This is a genomic window from Variovorax sp. YR752 (assembly GCF_943372545.1).
Window position 1 is genome coordinate 1 of record NZ_CALRZC010000159.1, and the last position, 20,213, is coordinate 20,213.

Genomic DNA, 20,213 nt, shown 5'->3' on the forward strand with positions numbered 1-20,213 from the left:
CCCGATGCGGTCTACACCTTCTTCGCCGGCGGCGGCGCGGTCAAGTTCGTCAAGGACTACGCCGCGGCGGGCCTGAAGAAGAACATCCCGCTGTACGGCGCCGGCTTCCTGACCGACGGCACGCTGGAAGCGCAGGGCGCCGACGCCGACGGCCTGCTGACCACGCTGCACTACAGCGACGCGCTGAACACGCCGCGCGACAACGCCTTTCGCCTGGCCTACGCGAAGACCTACAAGCTGCAGCCCGACGTGTATGCGGTGCAGGGCTACGACGCGGCGCAGATGCTGGGCATCGGCCTCGCGGCCGTGAAGGGCGACGTGAGCAAGAAGGCCGAGATCGCCGCGGCGATCGAGAAGGCGAAGATCGACAGCCCGCGCGGGCCGTTCAGCGTCTCCAAGGCGCACAACCCGGTGCAGGACATCTACCTGCGTCAGGTCAGCGGCAAGGAGAACAAGCTGGTCGGCGTGGCGTCCAAGTCGCTGGCCGATCCGGCCCGCGGCTGCAAGATGTAAGGCCAGCCCGGCACCTCCGATTCAACCGACCGACGGCCCCCTTCCGGGTGGCCGCAGGGGAAGGCTTCGCCCATGGATCTCGCCACGTTCCTCATCCAGTGCCTGAACAGCCTGCAGTACGGCCTGCTGCTGTTCCTCGTGGCCAGCGGGCTGACGCTGATCTTCGGGATCATGGGCGTCATCAACCTGGCGCACGGCAGCTTCTACATGATCGGCGCCTACATGGCCTACGCGCTGGCCCCGGCGGTGGCCTCCACCTTCGGCGGCGGCTTCTTCGCGGTGCTGGCGGTCGGCACCGTGCTCGCGGTGCTGCTCGGCTACGTGCTCGAGTGGGCCTTCTTCAGCTTCCTCTACGAGCGTGAGCACCTGCAGCAGGTGCTGATGACCTACGGCCTGATCCTGGTCTTCGAGGAACTGCGCAGCCTGCTGGTCGGCGACGACGTGCATGGCGTGCAGCCGCCGGAGTGGCTCTCGGGCACGTTGCCGCTCGGCGACATGATGACCTACCCGGTCTACCGCCTGTTCGTCAGCGGCGTGTGCCTCGCGCTGGCCATCGGCATGTGGTTCGTGTTCACCCGCACGCGCCTCGGCATGATGATCCGCGCCGGCAGCACCAATCGCGAGATGGTGCAAAGCCTCGGGATCGACATCAAGTTCCTTTACCGCGTGGTGTTCGCCGCCGGCGTGGCGATCGCCGTGCTCGCCGGCATGGTGGCGGCGCCGGTGTCCAGCGTCTACCCGGGCATGGGCAACACGGTGCTGATCATCTGCTTCGTCGTGGTGGTGATCGGCGGCATCGGCTCGATCCGCGGCGCGCTGCTCGCGGCCCTCTTGATCGGTGCGGTCGACACCTTCGGCAAGGTGCTGCTGCCGCAGGCGGCCGGCGTGCTGGTCTACGTGCTGATGGCACTGATCCTGCTGTGGAAGCCGGACGGTCTGTTCAAGGCGGGATGATCTGTATGAACCACATCGATCGATCCAGGGCCGGCTTCGTCGCCGCCTGCTTCGCGGCCCTGGCGCTGCTGCCGCTGCTGACCGGCAGCTACGGCGTCGACCTGGTCACCAAGATCATGGTCTACGCGATCTTCGCACTCAGTCTGGAGTTGCTGGTCGGCGCCACCGGGCTGGTGTGCTTCGGCCAGGCAGCCTTCTTCGGCATCGGCGCCTATGCGGCGGTGCTGCTGTCGCCGGCCAGCGAAGCGGCCGGGCTGTGGTGGCTGCTGCCGGTGAGCGTACTGGCTGCGGCGCTGTACGCGCTGGCGGTCGGCGCGCTCAGCCTGCGCACCAAGGGCGTCTACTTCATCATGGTCACGCTGGCCTTCGCGCAGATGGCCTACTACGTGGTGCACGACACGCCGCTGGGCGGCGGCACCGACGGCATCTACCTCTACGTCAAGCCCGCGCTGGGCACGCTGATCGATCTCGACGGCTCGCTGGCGCTGTACTTCTTCACCCTCGCCTGCCTAGTGGCGACCTTCGCCTTCCTCGCCGTGCTGCTGCGCTCGCGCTTCGGCCGCGCGCTGGCCGGCATCCGCGTCAACGAGCAGCGCATGCGCGCCACCGGCTTCTCCACCTACCCGTACAAGCTCGCGGCGTTCACGCTGTCCGGCGGCATCGCAGGTCTCGCGGGCTTCCTGTTCGCGGTGAAGGACGGTTTCGTCAACCCCGAGCTGATGAGCTGGCACTTGAGCGGCGCGGTGCTGATCATGATCATCCTCGGCGGCCTCGGCCACCTGCGCGGCGCGCTGATCGGCGCCTTCGCCTTCGCGCTGCTGCAGGAGTTCTTCAAGAGCGAGGCGATCTTCGGCGCCTTCGCCAAACACTGGCACCTGGGGCTGGGCCTGGCCATCATTGCGAGCGTCGCGCTGCTGCCGCGCGGGCTGGTCGGGCTGCCGGGGCAGTGGCGCGAGCGCCTCGTGGGCCGCAGCCGTTCGGCCGTTGCCGGCCAGGAGGCATTGAATGAAGCCTGAAACGAACCGAGGCGTGCTGTTGCGCGGCCGCGAGATCAGCCGCCGCTGGGGCGGCCTCGTCGCGGTGGACCGTGTGTCGATCGAACTCGAGCGCGGCAGCGTGCACGCGGTGATCGGCACCAACGGCGCCGGCAAGTCGACGCTGATCAACATCCTCTCCGGCGAGATCCCGCCCTCGGGCGGCAGCGTCGAGCTGCTCGGCGAGGACGTGACGCGCTGGACGCAACCGAAGCGTGCGAGAGCCGGCCTCGGCCGCAGCTACCAGCGCAACACCATCTACCCGACGTTCACGGTGTTCGAGAACTGCCGGCTCGCCGCGCAGGCGCGTACCCAGAAGCCGTGGCTCTGGTGGCAGGACGCGCAGCGCTGCGATGCCAGCACGGCGGCCGCACGACAGGCCGCCGCGAAAGCCGGGCTCGACAGTCTGCTCGAGCGCCCTGCCGGCCTGCTCAGCCACGGCCAGAAGCGGCAGCTCGAGATCGCGATGTGCCTGGCCACCGCACCCGAGGTGCTGCTGCTCGACGAGCCGCTGGCCGGCATGGGCGCCGAGGAGACCGAGCGCATGCTGGCGCTGCTCGGCGAGTTGCGCGCGGATCACGCCATCCTGCTGGTGGAACACGACATGGATGCGGTGTTCCGCATCGCCGACCGCATCACGGTGATGGTCAACGGCTGCGTGATCGCTTCCGACACGCCGGCGGCGATCCGCAGCAACCCGCAGGTGCAGACCGCCTACCTCGGAGACCACTGACGTGAACCACGACTACCTGCTCGAAGCCAAAGGCCTTCACGCCTGGTACGGCTCCAGCCACGTGCTGCACGGCATTGACCTCTTCATCGCGCGCGGCCAGACGCTCGGCCTGCTCGGGCGCAACGGCATGGGCAAGAGCACGCTGATCCGCACGCTGCTCGGCCACGTCACGCAGCGCGAAGGCCGCATCGCCTTGTTCGGGCAGGACGCATCGAAGGCCAAGCCGCACCAGGTGGCGCGCCTGGGCGTGGCCTATGTGCCCGAGGGCCGCGGCGTGTTCCCCAACCTCAGCGTGCGCGAGAACCTGGTGATGGCCGCAAGGCCTGGCCGTGACGGGCGCAACGACTGGAACTACGAGCGTGTGCTCGACACCTTTCCGCGCCTGAAGGAACGGTTGAGCAACCTCGGTGCGCAGCTCTCCGGCGGCGAGCAGCAGATGCTGTCGATCGGCCGCGCGCTGATGACGCACCCCGAGCTGATCATCCTCGACGAGGCCACCGAGGGCCTGGCGCCGCTGATCGTGGCCGACATCTGGCGCGTGATCGGCGAGATCCGCGCCAGCGGCATCGCCACGCTGATCGTCGACCGCGACTACCGCCGCGTGCTCGCGCGCAGCGACCGCGCCATCGTGCTGCAGAAGGGCCAGGTGGTGCTGGAGGGCGGCAGCGAGGACGTGGCGGCGAACCCGGCGCTGGCAGGGTTCCTCGGCGTCTGAGGCGGAAACGCGCTCAGGGATCGGAGGGCACGCCTGTCCGCGACCTAGAGCGGGCGAGAGTCGCGGCTGCCCGGAAGCGGCAATTCAGCCTCGCCGTGACCCGGCCGGTGCTTCCAGAGCGGCCAAGTTCGCCTCGTGGTTCGCGCTCGAACGGTGTCTGAGGTTGGGCCAGATGCTCTTGGCACAGCGTCAGCCCCAAGCGGTGGGGGCAATGCGGAGAAGTTCGGTCAGGCCGAGCCCTGTCTAGGCCGTCACAGGCGCGGCCCGGGGACGCCGGTCATTCACTCTCGGAGTCTGGCGTAGCCGCTGCACGAGAGGCGATGGCACGCTCGATTGAGCGCAGCTGTGGCTCGTGAGCCGGTGCTGCGATCCGGATTTCCTCTATGGGCACCGCGTCCAGTACTTCAATGCCGTGCTGACGCAAGATCTGGCGGCCGGCGCGGCTGCGCGCCAGGTTGTGCACCTGACGGATGAGTGCCCCCAGTCTCTCGTTCTCGGCGGGCTGTCGGAGGACGCGGCGAATCGCCTCGCGTGCGACGTCAACCGCCCAGATCGCCTGCGTGACGACGTGCGGGCCCTTGGCTTCCAGCAGGCCTACGGCGTTCTGTACCCTGGAGTCGAGAACATGCAGCGGATGCATGACCCGGATGTGATGCCCCGGCTTCCACTCGATTTCGACGCTTTCGCGCCAGACGGCCTGGGTGAACTCCCGGGACTTGCGCAAGCCGCTGACGGTGAACAGCAGGTGTAGTACGTCTATGTTGCGCACCTTGCCCGCCGAGCCGGTGGGAATGCGGATCTGCGCGACCAGCGACGTGAGGGCGTTGCGTTCCGGGGTCAGCAGCGCTGCGCGGAGGTTCTCGGCAATGCGCTGGGCGCGCTCAAGATTGCCAAGGGCATCGCCATCGTTGGAGATGGACGCTGCAGTTGAAGCGACGCTGTAGCGGTCCATCCAGAAGGCGAGGGCTTGGCCGCCGACCAGGACCATGTCGGTGCCCATGTCCTGCAAAAACGCGTCGAGCGTAGCCGCGTCCAGCGGCGCCTCGTCTTCCGCAAGTACGGGTTCGGTGCTCGGCTCTGGCGGGCGCGGTTGGTGTTTTCCCATCGCTGTGCTACGCCGCGAACCGCGGGTCACAGCGGCGAGTTGATCGCCTTGGCTCGCCGCGCTCGGCCACCCGAGAACCAACTCATCGACTCGCTGCTCGCCCTGCCGGATTCGACAGCTGCGATGTCGCGCGCCTGCTGGGCGCGCTTAGCCGCCCACAGGGTGCTCTCGGGCAACTTCCGGGTCGCCGTCTCACTGCGCAGCAGTTCGACCAGTTCGCCAACCGACAGGCCGCTCTGCTCGACTGCTGCGCCTAGCCGCGCCCAGTGTTCGAGTTGTTGCGCCGCCGAGCGTGACAGAACCTCGCCCTGGCGAAGCGCATGCTCAAACAGATCGGAGGCGATGCGAACGGAGTTGCTACTCATGACAGTGTGGCAGATTACCACGAGGGTACACCTGTCGCACAACCCGAGTGGCCGATTGCAGGCCACGCGACGAACTCACGATGGCGGGGTACACGTCCTGCATGCCGTCGACCAACCCTTGGCCAAACGCATTGCCAAGAGCATCGGGCATACGGAAGTGGACGCTGCGCAGAGCCATATCCATCGCAACTCAGATGCAGTTGGCGTCCGAGTAGACCCGCTGCGTAGGATGCTTGGAGCGCGTGGCGCGCCCCAAACTCGTGGAACCTCCTGAGTCTTTGAACCCGGACCCCTGGCGCGTCGGAGGCGTCAGTCCGCGAAGACCACGCGCACCGCGAGCCCGGCGAGGGCGGCCGACCGCGCGGTACTGATCTGCGCGCCATGCACGGCCGCGATGCGCCGCACGATCGACCAGCCCAGGCCGCTGCCCGGCGCCTCGGTGCCGAGCACGCGGAAGAAGCGTTCGCCCAGGCGCTGCTGCTGTGTGTCGTCCAGGCCCGGGCCGCTGTCCTCCACGCGCAGAACGGCAACGCCGTTCTCGTGGCCGACGCTCACCACCACCCGCGCCCCTTCGGGGCTGTAGCGCAGGGCGTTGTCGGCCAGGTTGCGCAGCAGCACCGCGAGCAGCGTGGCGCTGCCACGCACCGGCACGGCCGCGTCCGCTTCCAGCTCGAGCGATTGCCGGCGTGCCAATGCCGTCGGCGCCAGATCGGCCAGCACGTCGCGCGCAATGGTCGGCAGGTCCGCGGCCTCCTGTGGCCCTTCGGCCGTGGACTCCAGCCGCGCCAATGTGAGCAGTTGCTCGACCAGGCGCGCCGCACGGTCGCAACCGGCCAGCGTGGCGGCCAGCGCCTGTGCGCGCTGCGCATCGTCGCTGCCGGCACCCTGCGCCACCTGCGCCTGCGCACGGATCGCCGCGATCGGTGTGCGCAATTCGTGCGCCGCATCGGCGGTGAAGCGGCGTTCGCTCTCCAGGAGTTCGGCGATGCGCTCGAACAGGCCGTTGAGTGCGGCCACCAGCGGCACGATCTCGCTGGGCAGGCCATCGCCGGCGGCGTCCGCGGCGATCGGCTGCAGAGCGCGCGGCTCGCGCTCGGCAATCGCCCGGCCAAGACGCCGCAAGGGCAGCAGGCCTTGCCGCACCGCCCACCACAGCAGCAGGGCCAGCACCGGCAGGGCCACCATCATCGGGGCGATCATCCCCTGCAGCAGCCCTTCGAGGATGGAGTCGCGCGAGTCGAGCTCCTCGCCGACGTAGACCTGCACGCGCCGGTCGCGGCCCTGCGCGGCGAATACGCGCCAGCGCTCGCCGGCGATTCTGGTCGTGGCGAAGCCGCGCGGGATGTCGGCCATCGGCGTGGACGGCGCGTTGGCCGAGCGCGCCACCAGTTCCCGCTTGCGCCAGACCTGGAACGCCACCTTGGGCGCGTAGCGGTGCAGTGCCGGGGCATCGATGCGCTCGTCGTCTTCCGGCTCCTCGATCTCGTCGACCTGGCGCACGATCAGCAGCGCCGCGGCCTGGGCGAGGTGGCCGTCGAGCAGCTCGTCCAGTTCGTCCTGGGCCTCGCGCCAGGTGAAGGCTGCGGCCGCCAGCCAGACGGCCACCACGCTGGCCAACGCCAGCACCAGTACCCGCGCCTGCAGCGAACGCGGCAGCTTCACGACGGCGCTCGCGCGATCGCGTAGCCGATGCCGCGCACGGTCTGGATCAGCGAAGGTTTCAGCTTGCGGCGCAGGTGGTGCACGTGCACCTCGACGGCGTTGCTCTCCACCTCCTGGCCCCAGCCGTAGATGCGCTGCTCGAGCTGCTCGCGCGAGAGCACGCGGCCATCGGCCAGCATCAGCGCATGCAGCACGTCGAACTCGCGCGCCGACAGGCTCACCGGCTCGCCGTCGAGCGTCACCAGGCGCTTGGCCGCGTCGAGCACCACGCCGTCGAGCGTGAGCTGCTGCTCGGCCACGCCGTGGGCGCGGCGCACCAGCGCGCGCAACCTGGCGGCCAGTTCGTGCAGGTCGACCGGCTTGAGCACGTAGTCGTCGGCGCCGAGGTCGAGGCCGCGGATGCGCTCGCTCACCGCATCACGCGCCGTCAGCACCAGCACCGGCAGCCTGACGCCTTCGCCGCGCACGGCATGCAGCACCTCCATGCCGTCCTTCATCGGCAGACCGAGGTCGAGCACCGCCGCGTCGTGGCTGGCGCTGCGCAGTTCGCGCTCGGCGGCCTGGCCGTCACGCACCCAGTCGACCTGGAAGCCGAGCTGGCGCAGCCCGGCACGCAGGCCATCGCCGAGCAGCGGGTCGTCTTCGACGAGCAGGATGCGCATGGCTGAATTGTCAGTCGTCGTCGTGCAGCTTCGTCTGCAGGTTCGTCATCTGCGTGCCCGCGTCGGCGGGGGCGGATTGCCACTGCACCCACCAGAAGCCCAGCACCGCCGCGAGCATCACCGCGGCCAGCGCCGCCCAGCCGCGGCGGATGCCTTCCGCCGGCGGTGCCGGCTTGCGGCCGGTGAACATGGCGCGCACCAGGTTCTCGCGGTGCACGACGCTGCCCACCACCACGCCGGCGATGTGCACCACCACCAGCGCCATCAGCCCGTTCGCGGCGAGTTCGTGCAGATCCTCCAGCCACTCGCCGCCGAGTTCACTGTAGGTGGCCCAGCCGCTGGCCGCCGTGAGCGCGATCAAGCCGAGCAGGCCGACGATGGCCAGCGCGCCGGCCGGGTTGTGGCCGGTGTGGTGCTCGGGCCGCGGGCCGACCAGCGAGCGCAGGTAGCTCCACACCGCGCCTGGCCCGCGCACGAAGCTGGCGAAGCGTGCGTGGCGTGTGCCGACCAGGCCCCACACGACCCGGAAGGCGACCAGTGCGGCCATGGTGTAGCCGAGCGTGACGTGCAGCAGCCGCCAGTGTTCGCTCTCGGCGGTGAGCCAGGCGCCGGCGAAGCACAGCACCAGCAGCCAGTGGAAGACGCGCACGGGAACGTCCCACACCAGGGTGGGCGAACGGGATTCGATGGTCATGGTGATTTCTCCGGAGTCGAGGCGCTCAGCGCGGGATGTGCACGCTGTCCTCGTCGTACATGCCTTGCGCCGCGCCGTCGTGGCAGGCGCCGCAGTTGGCGGCACTCTTGATCGAGGCGCGCGTCCAGGCTGCCTTGGGCACCTCGCGGTGCTCGCGGATGAACCAGTCGCCGCGGGTGATGCGGTCCTCCGGCGGCGCGACGCGGGCGCGCTTGCCGCTGCCGGCGGTGGCAGTGAGCCAGGTGCTCAGCGCCTTCTGCGTCGGCGCGTCGAGCGAGGCGTCGGTGCCGAAGTGCGTCGGCAGGTTGGCCATCAGGCGCTGCCACGATTCGTTGGGCAGCAGGCCCGGCGGATAGGGAGCGTGGCAGGCGCCGCATTCCTGCACGTAGGCGGGCGGCAGCACGATGGCGCGGCCATGGTCGTCGGCGCGTGCAGGGAGGTGAGCAAGGGCGGCGAGCGCGAGCGCGGCCAGCACGGAGGTCGTGGTGTTCATCGGGGTTCTCCTGCGCTTCACTTGAGCGTCATCAGCCAGGCCAGCACGTCGGCCTTCTCGCCGGCGCTGCACTCGCGGCCGAGCACGTCGTTGCAGTTGCGGCGGAACCACTTCTCGGTCTTCGCCGGGTCGGCGAAACGTTCGGCGTTGGCGGCCGGCGCGAGCGGCTGGATGGCCTTGCCGGTGGAGGCGTGCTTGCCGGTGCCGGTGGGCGTGCTGCCGTGGCAGGAGGAGCAGCTCCAGTCCTTCGGCCCCTGGGTGGTGAAGAACTTCTGGCCGCGCGCCGGGTCGGCGGCAGCCTTGGCGGCGGCGCTGTAGCCGGCGAGCTGCTCGGCCGGCGTGGCGGCCCGCGCGCCGACGCTGGCGGCCGTGGCGGCCAGCGCGAGGGCGATCAGGAAAGCGGTGCGGTTTCTCATGGCGACTCCTTCAGGATGTCGCCATGGTCGCGGGGGGCCGTTAAGGAAGTCTTAGCGCTCCCGCCCGCTTGATCGAGATCAGGTCAGGCCAGAGCGAAGGCCCTGCGAAGCTGGCCAGCGTCGGCCTGAAGTGAGCCGCCTGCGCTGCGCAATTGCATAGGCGCCTCGCTTCGGCGGCTCAGATCACCGCGGCCATCGCGGTGGCCGTGGCCTCGACGTTGCCGCTGTTCAGCCCGGCCACGCAGATGCGGCCGGAGCGGATCAGGTAGACCGCGAACTCCTCGCGCAGCCGGTCCACCTGCGCGGCGGACAGCCCGGTGTAGCTGAACATGCCGCGCTGGCTGAGGAAGTAGCCGAAGTCACGGCCCGGCAGCTTGGCGCTGAGCACCGCATGCAGCTGCTTGCGCATCGCCAGCATGCGCACGCGCATCGCGGCGAGTTCGCCTTCCCACAGCGGGCGCAGTTCGGGGTCGGTCAGCACACGGGCGACGATCTGGCCGCCATGGATGGGCGGGCTGGAGTAGTTGCGCCGCACGGTGAACTTCAGCTGCCCGAGCACCAGCGCCGCCTGCGCCGCGTCGGGGCAGACCACGCTGAGCGCACCGGCGCGCTCGCCGTAGACGCTCATGCTCTTGGAGAAGGAGTTGGCGACGAAGGCCGGTAGGCCAGCGGCCGCGATCGCGCGGATCGCGTAGGCGTCTTCGGCGATGCCGTCGCCGAAGCCCTGGTAGGCGAGGTCGAGATAGGGGATCAGGTTGCGGCGCTTGAGCAGCGGCACCAGCTCGTCCCATTGCGCGCGCGTCAGGTCCACGCCGGTCGGGTTGTGGCAGCAGGCGTGCAGCAGCACGATGCTCTTCGCAGGCAACTGCTCCAGCGTGGCGAGCATGTCGGCGAAGCGCACACCGCCGGTCTGGGCGTCGTAGTACGGGTAGGTCTGCACCGCGATGCCGGCGCCCTCGAACATCGAGCGGTGGTTGTCCCAGGTCGGGTCGCTGACCCACACGCCGCTGCCGGGGAACCAGCGGGCGATGAAGTCGGCGCCGACCTTCAGGCCGCCCGAGGACCCGACCGACTGGATGGTGGCGATGCGGCCGCTCTTCACCGCTTCGTGCTCGGCGCCGAACAGCAGCGCCTGCACCGCGGCGCGGAAGTTCGCCGCACCCTCGATCGGCAGGTAGGGCTTGGCGCCGCCGGCGGCGACCACCTTGGCCTCCGCCAGCTTCACCGACTCGAGCACCGGGATGCGCCCGGCATCGTCGAAGTAGATGCCGATCGACAGGTTGATCTTGTGCGGCCGCGGGTCCTTCTGGAAGTCCTCGTTGAGGCTGAGGATCGGGTCGCCGGCAAAGGGTTCGACGTGGGAGAACATGGGCTCTGGAGAAGTTTCGGGGTTCAGGCCGCCAGTGCGGCTTCGATGTCCTTGCGCAGCGATTCGGGCGCGTCGTTCGGCGCGTAGCGCTTGAGCACGCGGCCGTCGCGGCCGACCAGGAACTTGGTGAAGTTCCACTTCACCGCCTGCGAGCCGAGCACGCCGCGCGCCTCGCTGGTGAGGAACTTCCACAGCGGGTGGGCGCCGTCGCCGTTGACCTCGACCTTGCTCATCATCGGGAAGCTGACGCCGAAGTTGCGCTCGCAGAAGGTGGCGATCTGCGCGTTGTCGCCCGGATCCTGGCCGCCGAACTCGTTGCTCGGGAAGCCGACCACGACCAGGCCGCGGTCGCGGTAGTCCTTCCACAGCTGCTCGAGGCCGCCGAACTGCGGCGTGAAGCCGCACTGGCTGGCGGTGTTGACGATCAGCAGCACGCGGCCGCGCTGCGTCGACAGGTGGGCCGGCTTGCCCTCGATCGACAAGGCCTCGAAATCGTAGATGCTGGGCTGCGCCATGGGCTCCTCCGGGCGTGAAGCCACGATGGTAAACGCCGCCGTGAGGAATCACCGTGAGGAACCGGCAATCCCCAATTGCCTTGCTTGACGCCGGTTCAGCCGGCGCGATGATCGACGGCCATGTCCGACTCCGGTTTCGTCGACAACTTCACCGTCGCCATCGAGGGCTTCTCTCCCTTCGAGCGCGAGGCGTTGGCGTCGTTCTTCCGGCTGGCGGCGCAGCGCTCGCCGGCATTCCACCAGGTCGACGAGGTCGGCATGGCCGACTTCCTGATCGCCGACGGCGACCACGCCGCTTCGGTTGCCGCCGTTCGCCGCGGCCAGCGCCTGGACGACACCGTCTTCATCGGCGCCAAGGCGCCGGACGGCGCAGCCGCCTGGCTGCCGCGGCCGATCGACCCGATGCACGTGCTGCGCGAGCTGGAGGGCCTGGTCGAGATGCGCCTGACGGCGCCCGAGCCGCCGAGCGAGATGATGGACCTCGATCCGATGGAGATCGACACGCTGCGCGGCGGGCTCGACGACCTGCCGCGCACGCCACGCGCCGAACCCGAGCGCGAGCCGCCGAAGGCGACAGCCGTGGCGCGGCCGCCTGTCCCTCCACCTGCGCCTGCGCCGCGCGGCGGCGGCGGGCGCGAGGTGCTGGTGGTCGAGGACAGCGCGATCGCCCGCCAGTTCCTCAAGCGCCGGCTGACCAGCCTGGGCTACCGCGTGCACGAATGCGCTTCCGGCGAGGCGGCGATGGACATGCTGTCGCGCCGCACCTTCGGCATGGCCTTCCTCGACATCCGGCTGGGGCCGCCCGGCAGCATCGACGGCCTGCAGCTGTGCCAGCGCCTGAAGCAGCGCGGCGCGCAGAACGCCGGGCTGCGCACCGTCGTCGTGATGGTCACCGGGCTGGACGGCGCGACCGACCGCGTGCGCGGCTCGCTGGCCGGCTGCGACGCCTACCTGACCAAGCCGCTGCACGAGGCCGAGTTCATCGCCACGCTGCTGCAGGTCGACCCGGCGTTCGAGTGGAACGTCGACGCGCCGACCTCCGCCTGAGCGTCAATGTGCGTCGGCGCCCGACAGCGTCGACAGCAGCGCCGCCAGCAGGATCAAGGCCCCGCCGAGCAGCAACTGGCTGTTGAGGCTGCCGCCGCCGAGCGCCAGCGCCGACGCCGAGGCGAACAGGATCTCGGTCAGCATCACCACCGAGGTCACGTTCGCCGGCAGCCGCGCCGCGCCGTACTGCAGCGCCAGGTTGCCGGCCAGGAACAGCAGCGCCAGCGCCGCGACGATGCCCAGCCAGCCCGGCGCTGGCGCCGGCAGGGCGCTGACCATGCCGCTGCCGGACAGCGCCAGCGCCAGCGCGCCGGCCACCGTCATGCCGCCGGCGAACATCGCCAGCGCGCGGCCTTCCTCGGGCCGATGCGCCTCGCGGCGCAGCATCACGTTGTTCAGCGCAAAGGTGAAGCCGCCGAGCACGCCCAGCCAGTCGGGCAGCGAGCGCGGCAGCGGCAGCGCCTCCCAGCCGCTGCGCTCGGCCGGCCACAGCACGACGGCTGCGCCGGCCAGTGCAAGCAGCACGCGCGCGCCGGCGGTGCGCGTCAGCGGCTCGTGCAGCAGCAGGCGCGCCAGCAGCACCGTCCACAGCGGCATCAGGTAGAACAGCAGCACGACGCGCACCACGTCGCCGATCGTCACCGCCCAGTTGAAGGCGGCGTTCGTGGTGCCCGAGGCCAGCACCAGCACCCACAGCGCCGGCGCGCGCAGCAACTGGCCGACGGCGCGCGGCCGGAGAACGACGATCACCAGCACCGCCACGGCGTAGATCAGCGCCGTGGCCCACAGCGGGTGCAGGCCGCGCGCCTCGAGCTGGCGGAACGGCCACCAGGAGGTGCCCCAGACGAAGGCATTGAGCGTGAGGGCCAGGGCCGGCCAGAGGAAAGGGGCGCGCGTTCTTGTCAGGGACATCGACTCGATTCTCGCCCGTGGCCCGGCCGCCCCTCCCCAGAGCGTCGGATTGCCTGGCGCGGCGGGCGGGGTTACCTTCAGCGTCCCCGAGGAGGAGCCACACCATGCCCAAGCTGAAGATCCACCCGCCGTCCGACCTGAACACCCCCGACCTGGCGCCGAACCTCGGCGAGTTCGGCATCCGCTTCCTCGCCGAGGGCGATTCGTGGTTCACCATCGGCGCGCTCAACCCGGTGAAGAACTCCAACCTGCTGTTCGAGATGCGCTTCGCGCAGAGCGCGGTGGCGATCAACTGCGCCACGCCCGGCGACACGCTCAAGCGCATGGCGCAGACCAGCAGCGACCCGGTGTTCGTCGACCTGCTGGTGGGCAGGCGGCGGCGGCCGTGGGACGGCCTCCTGCTGTCCTGCGGCGGCAACGACCTGATCGACGCGCTGGCCGTGCGCGGCGCCGGCATTCCGCTGCACCTGCGCCTGCTGCGTGAGGCGGCGGAATGGGGCGACCCGGCGCAGGGCGCGGCGCGCTACCTCAGCGATGCCGGCTGGCAGACCTTCAGCACCTACCTGAAGGCCAACCTCGACCACATCGTCGCGCTGCGCGACGCAGCGCGTTCGCAGTCCAAGGGCGCGCCGATCTTCCTGCACGGCTACGCGGTGCCGACGCCGCGCCCGGCGCCGGCCGAGTTCGGCATCGGTCCCTGGCTGCTGCCGTCCGTGCAGGCCTATGGCATTCCCGAGCTCGACTACGAGGCGGTGGCTGCGCTGCTGATCGGCCGGCTGGCGGCGCTGCTGGCGAGCTGTGCCGCGGATGCGGCGCGTTTCCCCAACCTGCACTTCTTCGACACGACCGCCATCGCGGTGATGCCGGCAGCCAAGGGCAGCGCGGGCGTCAGCGGCGATTGGGTCAACGAGATCCACCTGACCCGCAGCGGCTGCGAGAAGCTGGCGGTACCTTGGGCGGCGGCGATCGAGAAGGTGATCGTCGAACAGAGAGGTTGAGGTTCGCCACCAGCTTGTGGCTCCGGCTCACGTGGCCTTTGGCCACATGACCCTGCGCCGCAAGCACTGACCTGCGGTCAGTGCTTGTCAGTCCGCGCGATCGCCAGCAGGTGGTCCAGCTCGTCCTTGTGCTTGACCAGGTTGGAACGGTGCCAGCCGCGGATCAGCCACATCGTGCCGGCGACCACCACGCCGAAGATGGTGATCGCGCTGAACGCCGACATGCCGAACTTGGTCAGCCCGGCGTAGAAGGCGCCAAGGCCGAGGATGCAGGCCTGCTCGTTGAAGTTCTGCACTGCGATCGAGCGGCCGGCGCCCATCAGGTTGTGTCCGCGGTGCTGCAGCAGCGCGTTCATCGGCACGACCAGGAAGCCGCCGATCGCGCCGAGCAGGATCAGGAACGGCGCCGCCGCCCAGACGTTGGTGATGAAGTTCAGCCCGATCACCAGCACGCCCATCACGATGCCCAGCGGAATCACGTTGGTCGCCTGGTCGAGCCGGCAGCGCAGCGAGGCGATGATCGCGCCGGCGGCGGTGCCGATCGCCACCACGCCGACCAGCGACGAGGCCTGCGTGGTGCCGTAGCCCAGCGCCGCCGCCGCCCAGGCGAACACGATCACCCGCAGGTTGCCGGACACGCCCCAGAACAGCGTGGTGGTGGCCAGCGAGATCTGGCCGAGCTTGTCGCTCCACAGCCGCGCGTTGCAGTTGGAGAAGTCGCGCACCAGCGTGGCGATGTTCACGGACAGCGGCTGCAGCGGCGCCTCGGTGCGCGGGATCTTCAGGTTGAACAGCGCCGCAGCGACATAGAGGAAAACGATCAGCGAGATCGCCGCCTCGGGCGCGGTGTCGATGCCGGTGTCGACCAGCGGCAGGTTGAATGCGAGCAGCTCGCCGGCGACGCGCTGGCCCACCAGCTGCCCGCCGAGCAGGATGCCGAAGATGATCGACAGGATGGTCAGGCCCTCGATCCAGCCATTGGCCTTGACCAGTTGCGAGGCCGGCAGCAGCTCGGTGAGGATGCCGTACTTGGCCGGCGAGTAGGCGGCGGCGCCCAGGCCGACGATCGCGTAGGCGAGCAGCGGGTGGCCGCCGAACAGCATCAGCAGGCAGCCCACCACCTTGATCGCGTTCGAGACGAACATGACCTTGCCCTTGGGCACCGCGTCGGCGAAGGCGCCGACGAAGGGGGCGAGGATCACGTAGAACAGCGCGAACATCGGCGACAGCGCCGGCACGTGCCAGGCCGGCGCGGCCGAGCTCCTCAGCAGTTCGATGGCCGCCACCAGCAATGCGTTGTCGGCCAGCGAGCTGAAGAACTGCGCCGACATGATGGTGTAGAAGCCTCTTTTCATTCGCTCCGTATCGCGCGCGTTGGGCCCGGGGATGCGGGGGAAGTCGGCGGCGCCGGTTTATAGCATGTGGTTACCGGCGCTCCGGCCGGGGGCGATTCCGAGTGTGAAGGCGCTGGCAGAATCGGTTTCACCATGCCCCGCCCGATCGCCGCGACCGTCCACACCGAGGCCCTGGCCCACAACCTGCGCCGTGCCAGGCAGGCCGCACCTCAGTCGCGTGTCTGGGCGGTCGTCAAGGCCAACGCCTACGGACATGGCATCGAACGCGCCTACGCCGGCCTGTCGGGCGCCGACGGCTTCGCGCTGCTCGACCTCGACGAGGCGCAGCGTGTGCGCGACCTCGGCTGGCGCGGCCCCATCCTGCTGCTCGAAGGCTGCTTCGAGCCGCGCGACCTGGAACTTTGTTCGCGCCTGGACCTCTGGCATACGGTGCACCACGAGGCGCAGATCGACATGCTCGCCGCCCACAAGACCAGCGCGCCGCACCGCGTCTTCCTGAAGATGAACAGCGGCATGAACCGGCTCGGCTTCCGGCCGCAGCACTACCGCGCGGCGTGGCAGCGCCTGTCCGGGCTGACGCAGGTCGACGAGATCACGCTGATGACGCATTTCGCCGATGCCGACGGCGCCGGCGGCGTGGCCGCCCAGCTCGAGGCCTTCGAGGCCGCGACGCGCGAACTGCCGGGCGAGCGCTCGGTGAGCAACAGTGCGGCCACGCTGCGTTTCGCGGGCGCCGAGGGTGACGGCCTGCGGGTCGCCGCCGACTGGGTGCGCCCGGGCATCCTGGTCTACGGCTCGGCGCCGGATTACCCGGACCACGACGCCGCCGGCTGGGGCCTGCAGCCGGCGATGACGCTCAGCGCGAAGCTGATCGCCATCCAGTCGCTGCAACCCGGCGATCGCGTCGGCTACGGCGGCGCCTTCACCGCCAGCGAGGTCATGCGCATCGGCGTGGTCGCCTGCGGTTATGCCGACGGCTACCCGCGCGTGGCGCCGACCGGCACGCCGGTGCTGGTCGATGGCGTGCGCACCCGCACCGTCGGCCGGGTGTCGATGGACATGATCACCGTCGATCTCACGCCGGTGCCCGGTGCCGCGCTCGGCGCCGAGGTCACGTTGTGGGGCAACGGGACCAAGGGCAGCGTGTTGTCGATCGACGAAGTGGCACGCTCCGCCGGCACCGTCGGCTACGAGTTGATGTGCGCGCTGGCGCCGCGCGTTCCAGTGAGCGTGGCCTGAGCCTGACGTGAGCCGCGGCCGCCCCGACATCGACCATTTCGAGCGCGGCGTGCGCGCCGACCTGCAGCGCCGGCGCTGGCTGCGCGTGCATGCCTTCGCGCTCGGCAGCCTGACCTTCCTCGCCTGCTGGGCGCTCTCGGCGGGGCTGATGCGCGCTGGCGTCGGCAGCCTGGCGCTGCGCTGGCCGCTGGCACTGACCGGCGGCTATCTCGTCTTCCTCGGCCTGCTGTGGCTGTGGTGCCGCTGGCTGCTGTCGCGCGGCGAGGCCGACCTCGACCTGCCGCTGGACGCTGCGCTCGAGCTCGTGCCCTCGCGGCGCGGCGGCGGCGGCGTGGAGTGCGGCGACAGCGGCCTCGAGGCCGGCGACGTTGCCGAGGGGGCGCTGAACGTGGTCGGTGCCGCCGACGAAGGCATCGTGGTCGCGGTGCCGCTGGCCATCGTCGTCGGCATCGCGGTGCTGATCGCCAGTGGGCTCAGCCTGGCGGTGTTCGGGCTGTTCGGCGTCGAGGTGCTGCTCGGCGTGGCGGTGGAGATCGCCTTCGCCTCGGCCGGTGGCGCACTGGCTTTCCGCGCGCGCCGCGAGGGCTGGCTGCTGCACGCCACCGGGCGCACGTGGAAGTCGGTGCTTGCGCTGGTCGCCGTCGCGGCGCTGCTCGGCGCGGTGATCGACCACTGGATGCCGCAGGCCGGCTCGCTGCCGCAGGCGGTTCGGCTGCTGCGCGGCTGACGGCGATGCGCATCGCCTTCGTGCTCGACCCGGCGGAGGTGGAGATCAGCGCCATCCGCGCGCAGGGCGCGGGGGGGCAGAACGTCAACAAGGTGTCGAACGCGGTGCACCTGCGCTTCGACGTGCGGGCGTCCTCGCTGCCCGACGCACTCAAGGAGCGGCTGCTGGCGATTGCCGATCAGCGCATCAGCGCCGACGGCGTGGTGGTCATCAAGGCGCAGCAGCACCGCAGCCTGGAGCAGAACCGCGCCGACGCGCTGGCACGGCTGCTGGAACTGGTGGAGGCGGCCGCCACCGTGCCGCGTGTGCGCCGGCCGACCAAGCCGACGCGCGCCTCGAAGGAGCGTCGGCTGGAAGGCAAGTCGGTGCGCAGTGGCGTGAAGGCCGGCCGCGCCAAGGTCAGGGACTGACTTCGGCTGAACGTGCTCAGGCTCGCTTGAAGAACGCCAGCAGCGTGCCGGCCGCCACGAACAACGCGCCGAAGGCCCGGTTCATCGCCTTGATGTGGCCCGGCGCCTTCAGCGTGCGCAGCACGCGCGCGGCCAGCGCGGTGTAGCCGGCCATCACGACCAGGTCGGTGAAGGCCAGGGTCAGCGCGATCACCGCGTACTGCGGCAGCAGCGGCTGGCCGACGTTGAGGAACTGCGGCACCACCGCGAGCAGGAACACCGTGCCCTTGGGGTTGAGCGCGTTGACGATCCAGCCGCGCACGAACAGCTCGCGCGGCGACACCGCGACGGCCTCGCCGTCCGCGGCCACCATCGGCGCAGCCGGTGCGCGCCACTGCTTGATGCCCAACCACACCAGGTAGGCCACGCCGCCCCACTTGACCACGGTGAAGGCGAGGCTGGAGGCCGCGATCAGCGCGCCCAGGCCGATGCCGACCACCAGGATCTGCGTCCAGATGCCGGCCACCAGGCCCAGCGTCATCACGTAGCCGCGGCGGAAGCCGTGGTTCAGGCCGGCGCTCATCGCGGCGACGGCACCGGCGCCCGGCGACAGGCTGATCGCCCAGGCGGCGGCGAAGAAGGCGATCCAGGTCGAGAGTTCCATCGGGTGATTGTCGCCGGTCGCGCGAGAATGCCGCATGGCCAAGGACAAGTCGATCTACACCTGCAACGAGTGCGGTGCCAGCAGCCCGAAATGGCTGGGCAAGTGCCCGGGCTGCGGGGCGTGGAACACGCTGGTCGAGTCGATCGCCGAGAGCGGCACGGGCAAGAACCGTTTCCAGTCGCTGGCCAAGGCGCAGCCGGTGGCCACGCTGTCGGAGATCGAGGCCAGCGACGTCGAGCGCCAGCCCACCGGCATCGACGAGCTCGACCGCGTGCTCGGCGGCGGCATCGTCGAGGGCGGCGTGGTGCTGATCGGCGGCGATCCGGGCATCGGCAAGAGCACGCTGCTGCTGCAGGCGCTCGACTCCCTCTCGCGCAGCGTGAAGACGCTGTACGTCACCGGCGAGGAAAGCGGCGCACAGGTCGCACTGCGTTCGCGCCGGCTCGGGCTGGACGGTTCGCAGGTGCGCGTGCTGGCGGAGATCCAGCTCGAGCGCATCCTCGCCACCATCGAGGCCGAGCAGCCGGCGGTCTGCGTGATCGACTCGATCCAGACCGTCTACTCCGACCAGCTCAGCTCGGCGCCCGGCTCGGTGGCGCAGGTGCGCGAATGCGCCGCGCACCTGACACGCACCGCCAAGGCCAGCGGCACGACGGTGGTGCTGGTCGGCCACGTCACCAAGGAAGGCACGCTGGCCGGCCCGCGCGTGCTCGAGCACATCGTCGACACGGTGCTGTACTTCGAGGGCGACACGCATTCCAGCTTCCGCCTGGTGCGGGCGATCAAGAACCGCTTCGGCGCAGTCAACGAGATCGGCGTGTTCGCGATGACCGAGCGCGGCCTGAAGGGCGTGGCCAATCCGAGCGCGATCTTTCTCTCGACGCACGGCGATCCGGTGCCCGGCTCCTGCGTGCTGGTCACGCTGGAGGGTACGCGCCCGCTGCTGGTGGAGATCCAGGCGCTGGTCGACGCCGGCGGCCCCAGCCCGCGGCGCCTGTCCGTCGGCCTGGAACGCGACCGGCTGGCGATGATGCTCGCCGTGCTGCACCGCCATGCCGGCATCGCCGCCTTTGACCAGGACGTGTTCGTCAACGCGGTCGGCGGCGTGCGCATCAGCGAGCCGGCTGCCGACCTGGCGGTGATGCTGGCCATCCAGGGCTCGCTGCGTGCGCGAGCACTGCCGCGCGGCTTCTTCGCCTTCGGCGAGGTCGGCCTGGCCGGCGAGATCCGCCCGGCGCCGCGTGGCCAGGAACGGCTGAAGGAGGCGGCCAAGCTCGGCTTCTCGGTCGCCGTGGTGCCGAAGGCCAACGTGCCGAAGAAGCCGATCGAAGGGCTGACGATCCACGCCGTCGAGCGCATCGAGGAGGCGATCGAGCGGGTGCGCAATCTCTAGGCCGGATCCGCTTGCGGCCCTGAGCCGAAGTTCTCGGGCGTCTGCTCCCGTGCGCCCTTTGAGCGTCGCGGCAGGCGCTGCCCGCTGGGGCCTCAGGCGGCGGCGGTCGGCGCTGCGCGCCGACTCCACTGCGATGCTCGCGCCAGGGGGCAGGCCGCCCAACTCACTTCGCGACCTGCGGTCGCTGCGTTCAAACAACCGCGGCAAGTCAGTTCACGAAGCGCGCTGGCGCGCGCCGACCCCGGCGCTGCGCTTCTCG

23 protein-coding genes are annotated in these 20,213 nt (G+C 70.2%); 11 read left to right on the top strand and 12 right to left on the bottom strand.

All coding sequences use genetic code 11. The annotated features are described in order from the left end of the window. The 5 genes from AAG801_RS28560 to AAG801_RS28580 form a co-directional block, all read left to right on the top strand. On the top strand, positions 1–513 hold a 513-nt coding region (locus AAG801_RS28560; protein ID WP_341891422.1), incomplete at its 5' end, for an ABC transporter substrate-binding protein. Positions 514–585: 72 nt separating this feature from the next. Next, positions 586–1,467 (top strand): branched-chain amino acid ABC transporter permease, encoded by an 882-nt coding sequence (locus tag AAG801_RS28565; RefSeq protein ID WP_341891423.1) that lies wholly within the window; start codon positions 586–588, stop codon positions 1,465–1,467. A 5-nt stretch (positions 1,468–1,472) separates the two neighbouring features. Then, a complete protein-coding gene (locus AAG801_RS28570) occupies positions 1,473–2,483 on the top strand; it encodes a branched-chain amino acid ABC transporter permease (RefSeq protein WP_341891424.1) in 1,011 nt (336 codons plus the stop codon). Next, positions 2,473–3,234 carry an ABC transporter ATP-binding protein gene (locus AAG801_RS28575; protein ID WP_341891425.1) on the top strand — a complete coding sequence of 254 codons (762 nt, stop codon included), beginning with the start codon at positions 2,473–2,475 and terminating at the stop codon, positions 3,232–3,234. Before AAG801_RS28570 ends, AAG801_RS28575 begins: the two co-directional genes overlap by 11 nt. 1 nt (position 3,235) lies before the next feature. After that, the gene (locus tag AAG801_RS28580) at positions 3,236–3,949 is read left to right on the top strand and encodes an ABC transporter ATP-binding protein (protein WP_341891426.1); all 714 of its coding nucleotides are present in this window, start codon (positions 3,236–3,238) and stop codon (positions 3,947–3,949) included. Positions 3,950–4,226: 277 nt separating this feature from the next. Here the strand turns inward: AAG801_RS28580 and AAG801_RS28585 are convergent, their stop codons facing one another. The 9 genes from AAG801_RS28585 to AAG801_RS28625 form a co-directional block, all read right to left on the bottom strand. After that, positions 4,227–5,054 carry a hypothetical protein gene (locus AAG801_RS28585; protein ID WP_341891427.1) on the bottom strand — a complete coding sequence of 276 codons (828 nt, stop codon included), beginning with the start codon at positions 5,052–5,054 and terminating at the stop codon, positions 4,227–4,229. A gap of 26 nt (positions 5,055–5,080) precedes the next feature. Then, positions 5,081–5,419 (bottom strand): hypothetical protein, encoded by a 339-nt coding sequence (locus tag AAG801_RS28590; protein WP_341891428.1) that lies wholly within the window; start codon positions 5,417–5,419, stop codon positions 5,081–5,083. Positions 5,420–5,728: 309 nt separating this feature from the next. Beyond that, positions 5,729–7,081 (bottom strand): ATP-binding protein, encoded by a 1,353-nt coding sequence (locus AAG801_RS28595; RefSeq protein WP_341891429.1) that lies wholly within the window; start codon positions 7,079–7,081, stop codon positions 5,729–5,731. Next, positions 7,078–7,743 (bottom strand): response regulator, encoded by a 666-nt coding sequence (locus AAG801_RS28600; RefSeq protein WP_341891430.1) that lies wholly within the window; start codon positions 7,741–7,743, stop codon positions 7,078–7,080. Before AAG801_RS28600 ends, AAG801_RS28595 begins: the two co-directional genes overlap by 4 nt. 10 nt (positions 7,744–7,753) lie before the next feature. Continuing rightward, positions 7,754–8,437, bottom strand: a complete 684-nt coding sequence (locus AAG801_RS28605; RefSeq protein ID WP_341891431.1) for a cytochrome b/b6 domain-containing protein — start codon at positions 8,435–8,437, stop codon at positions 7,754–7,756. A gap of 25 nt (positions 8,438–8,462) precedes the next feature. Next, positions 8,463–8,930, bottom strand: coding sequence for a diheme cytochrome c (locus AAG801_RS28610; protein WP_341891432.1), 468 nt, complete (start codon positions 8,928–8,930; stop codon positions 8,463–8,465). A 17-nt stretch (positions 8,931–8,947) separates the two neighbouring features. Continuing rightward, complete coding sequence (locus tag AAG801_RS28615; RefSeq protein WP_341891433.1) at positions 8,948–9,346, bottom strand: DUF1924 domain-containing protein; 399 nt, start codon at positions 9,344–9,346, stop codon at positions 8,948–8,950. 178 nt (positions 9,347–9,524) lie between these two features. After that, complete coding sequence (locus tag AAG801_RS28620; RefSeq protein ID WP_341891434.1) at positions 9,525–10,715, bottom strand: amino acid aminotransferase; 1,191 nt, start codon at positions 10,713–10,715, stop codon at positions 9,525–9,527. Positions 10,716–10,738: 23 nt separating this feature from the next. Then, a complete protein-coding gene (locus tag AAG801_RS28625; protein ID WP_341891435.1) occupies positions 10,739–11,230 on the bottom strand; it encodes a glutathione peroxidase in 492 nt (163 codons plus the stop codon). A gap of 120 nt (positions 11,231–11,350) precedes the next feature. Here AAG801_RS28625 and AAG801_RS28630 point away from each other — a divergent pair, with 120 nt between their 5' ends. After that, positions 11,351–12,277 carry a response regulator gene (locus tag AAG801_RS28630; protein WP_341891436.1) on the top strand — a complete coding sequence of 309 codons (927 nt, stop codon included), beginning with the start codon at positions 11,351–11,353 and terminating at the stop codon, positions 12,275–12,277. A 3-nt stretch (positions 12,278–12,280) separates the two neighbouring features. Here AAG801_RS28630 and AAG801_RS28635 read toward each other — a convergent pair whose 3' ends face one another. Continuing rightward, positions 12,281–13,189, bottom strand: a complete 909-nt coding sequence (locus AAG801_RS28635) for a DMT family transporter (protein WP_341891437.1) — start codon at positions 13,187–13,189, stop codon at positions 12,281–12,283. A 104-nt stretch (positions 13,190–13,293) separates the two neighbouring features. Here AAG801_RS28635 and AAG801_RS28640 point away from each other — a divergent pair, with 104 nt between their 5' ends. Next, the gene (locus tag AAG801_RS28640; RefSeq protein WP_341891438.1) at positions 13,294–14,187 is read left to right on the top strand and encodes a hypothetical protein; all 894 of its coding nucleotides are present in this window, start codon (positions 13,294–13,296) and stop codon (positions 14,185–14,187) included. Between the two features lie 77 nt (positions 14,188–14,264). On the opposite strand, the gene lplT is transcribed toward AAG801_RS28640, so the two are convergent. Then, positions 14,265–15,542: a lysophospholipid transporter LplT gene (gene lplT / locus AAG801_RS28645; protein ID WP_341891439.1), complete on the bottom strand. Its 1,278-nt coding sequence runs from the start codon at positions 15,540–15,542 to the stop codon at positions 14,265–14,267. 132 nt (positions 15,543–15,674) lie between these two features. Here lplT and alr point away from each other — a divergent pair, with 132 nt between their 5' ends. Genes alr through arfB form a run of 3 tightly spaced genes read left to right on the top strand, consistent with a single transcriptional unit; the run spans position 15,675 to position 17,918 of the window. After that, positions 15,675–16,781 carry an alanine racemase gene (alr, locus tag AAG801_RS28650; protein ID WP_341891440.1) on the top strand — a complete coding sequence of 369 codons (1,107 nt, stop codon included), beginning with the start codon at positions 15,675–15,677 and terminating at the stop codon, positions 16,779–16,781. Positions 16,782–16,788: 7 nt separating this feature from the next. Then, entirely contained in the window at positions 16,789–17,508 is a 720-nt protein-coding gene (locus tag AAG801_RS28655) for a hypothetical protein (RefSeq protein WP_341891441.1), read from the top strand. A 5-nt stretch (positions 17,509–17,513) separates the two neighbouring features. After that, complete coding sequence (gene arfB / locus AAG801_RS28660; protein WP_341891442.1) at positions 17,514–17,918, top strand: alternative ribosome rescue aminoacyl-tRNA hydrolase ArfB; 405 nt, start codon at positions 17,514–17,516, stop codon at positions 17,916–17,918. Between the two features lie 16 nt (positions 17,919–17,934). On the opposite strand, the gene AAG801_RS28665 is transcribed toward arfB, so the two are convergent. Continuing rightward, a complete protein-coding gene (locus tag AAG801_RS28665; RefSeq protein WP_341891443.1) occupies positions 17,935–18,561 on the bottom strand; it encodes a LysE family transporter in 627 nt (208 codons plus the stop codon). Positions 18,562–18,595: 34 nt separating this feature from the next. Between AAG801_RS28665 and radA the strand changes: the two genes are divergently transcribed. Then, entirely contained in the window at positions 18,596–19,954 is a 1,359-nt protein-coding gene (gene radA / locus AAG801_RS28670; protein ID WP_341891444.1) for a DNA repair protein RadA, read from the top strand. Positions 19,955–20,213 lie beyond the last annotated feature (259 nt).

Bases quoted from the DNA above. Each gene is read 5' to 3' on its own strand.
- AAG801_RS28565 (WP_341891423.1), top strand. From the start codon at position 586: ATGGATCTCGCCACGTTCCTCATCCAGTGCCTGAACAGCCTGCAGTAC.
- AAG801_RS28570 (WP_341891424.1), top strand. From the start codon at position 1,473: ATGAACCACATCGATCGATCCAGGGCCGGCTTCGTCGCCGCCTGCTTC.
- AAG801_RS28575 (WP_341891425.1), top strand. From the start codon at position 2,473: ATGAAGCCTGAAACGAACCGAGGCGTGCTGTTGCGCGGCCGCGAGATC.
- AAG801_RS28585 (WP_341891427.1), bottom strand. From the start codon at position 5,054: ATGGGAAAACACCAACCGCGCCCGCCAGAGCCGAGCACCGAACCCGTA.
- AAG801_RS28590 (WP_341891428.1), bottom strand. From the start codon at position 5,419: ATGAGTAGCAACTCCGTTCGCATCGCCTCCGATCTGTTTGAGCATGCG.
- AAG801_RS28600 (WP_341891430.1), bottom strand. From the start codon at position 7,743: ATGCGCATCCTGCTCGTCGAAGACGACCCGCTGCTCGGCGATGGCCTG.
- AAG801_RS28605 (WP_341891431.1), bottom strand. From the start codon at position 8,437: ATGACCATCGAATCCCGTTCGCCCACCCTGGTGTGGGACGTTCCCGTG.
- AAG801_RS28610 (WP_341891432.1), bottom strand. From the start codon at position 8,930: ATGAACACCACGACCTCCGTGCTGGCCGCGCTCGCGCTCGCCGCCCTT.
- AAG801_RS28615 (WP_341891433.1), bottom strand. From the start codon at position 9,346: ATGAGAAACCGCACCGCTTTCCTGATCGCCCTCGCGCTGGCCGCCACG.
- AAG801_RS28620 (WP_341891434.1), bottom strand. From the start codon at position 10,715: ATGTTCTCCCACGTCGAACCCTTTGCCGGCGACCCGATCCTCAGCCTC.
- AAG801_RS28625 (WP_341891435.1), bottom strand. From the start codon at position 11,230: ATGGCGCAGCCCAGCATCTACGATTTCGAGGCCTTGTCGATCGAGGGC.
- AAG801_RS28630 (WP_341891436.1), top strand. From the start codon at position 11,351: ATGTCCGACTCCGGTTTCGTCGACAACTTCACCGTCGCCATCGAGGGC.
- AAG801_RS28635 (WP_341891437.1), bottom strand. From the start codon at position 13,189: ATGTCCCTGACAAGAACGCGCGCCCCTTTCCTCTGGCCGGCCCTGGCC.
- AAG801_RS28640 (WP_341891438.1), top strand. From the start codon at position 13,294: ATGCCCAAGCTGAAGATCCACCCGCCGTCCGACCTGAACACCCCCGAC.
- lplT (WP_341891439.1), bottom strand. From the start codon at position 15,542: ATGAAAAGAGGCTTCTACACCATCATGTCGGCGCAGTTCTTCAGCTCG.
- alr (WP_341891440.1), top strand. From the start codon at position 15,675: ATGCCCCGCCCGATCGCCGCGACCGTCCACACCGAGGCCCTGGCCCAC.
- arfB (WP_341891442.1), top strand. From the start codon at position 17,514: ATGCGCATCGCCTTCGTGCTCGACCCGGCGGAGGTGGAGATCAGCGCC.
- AAG801_RS28665 (WP_341891443.1), bottom strand. From the start codon at position 18,561: ATGGAACTCTCGACCTGGATCGCCTTCTTCGCCGCCGCCTGGGCGATC.
- radA (WP_341891444.1), top strand. From the start codon at position 18,596: ATGGCCAAGGACAAGTCGATCTACACCTGCAACGAGTGCGGTGCCAGC.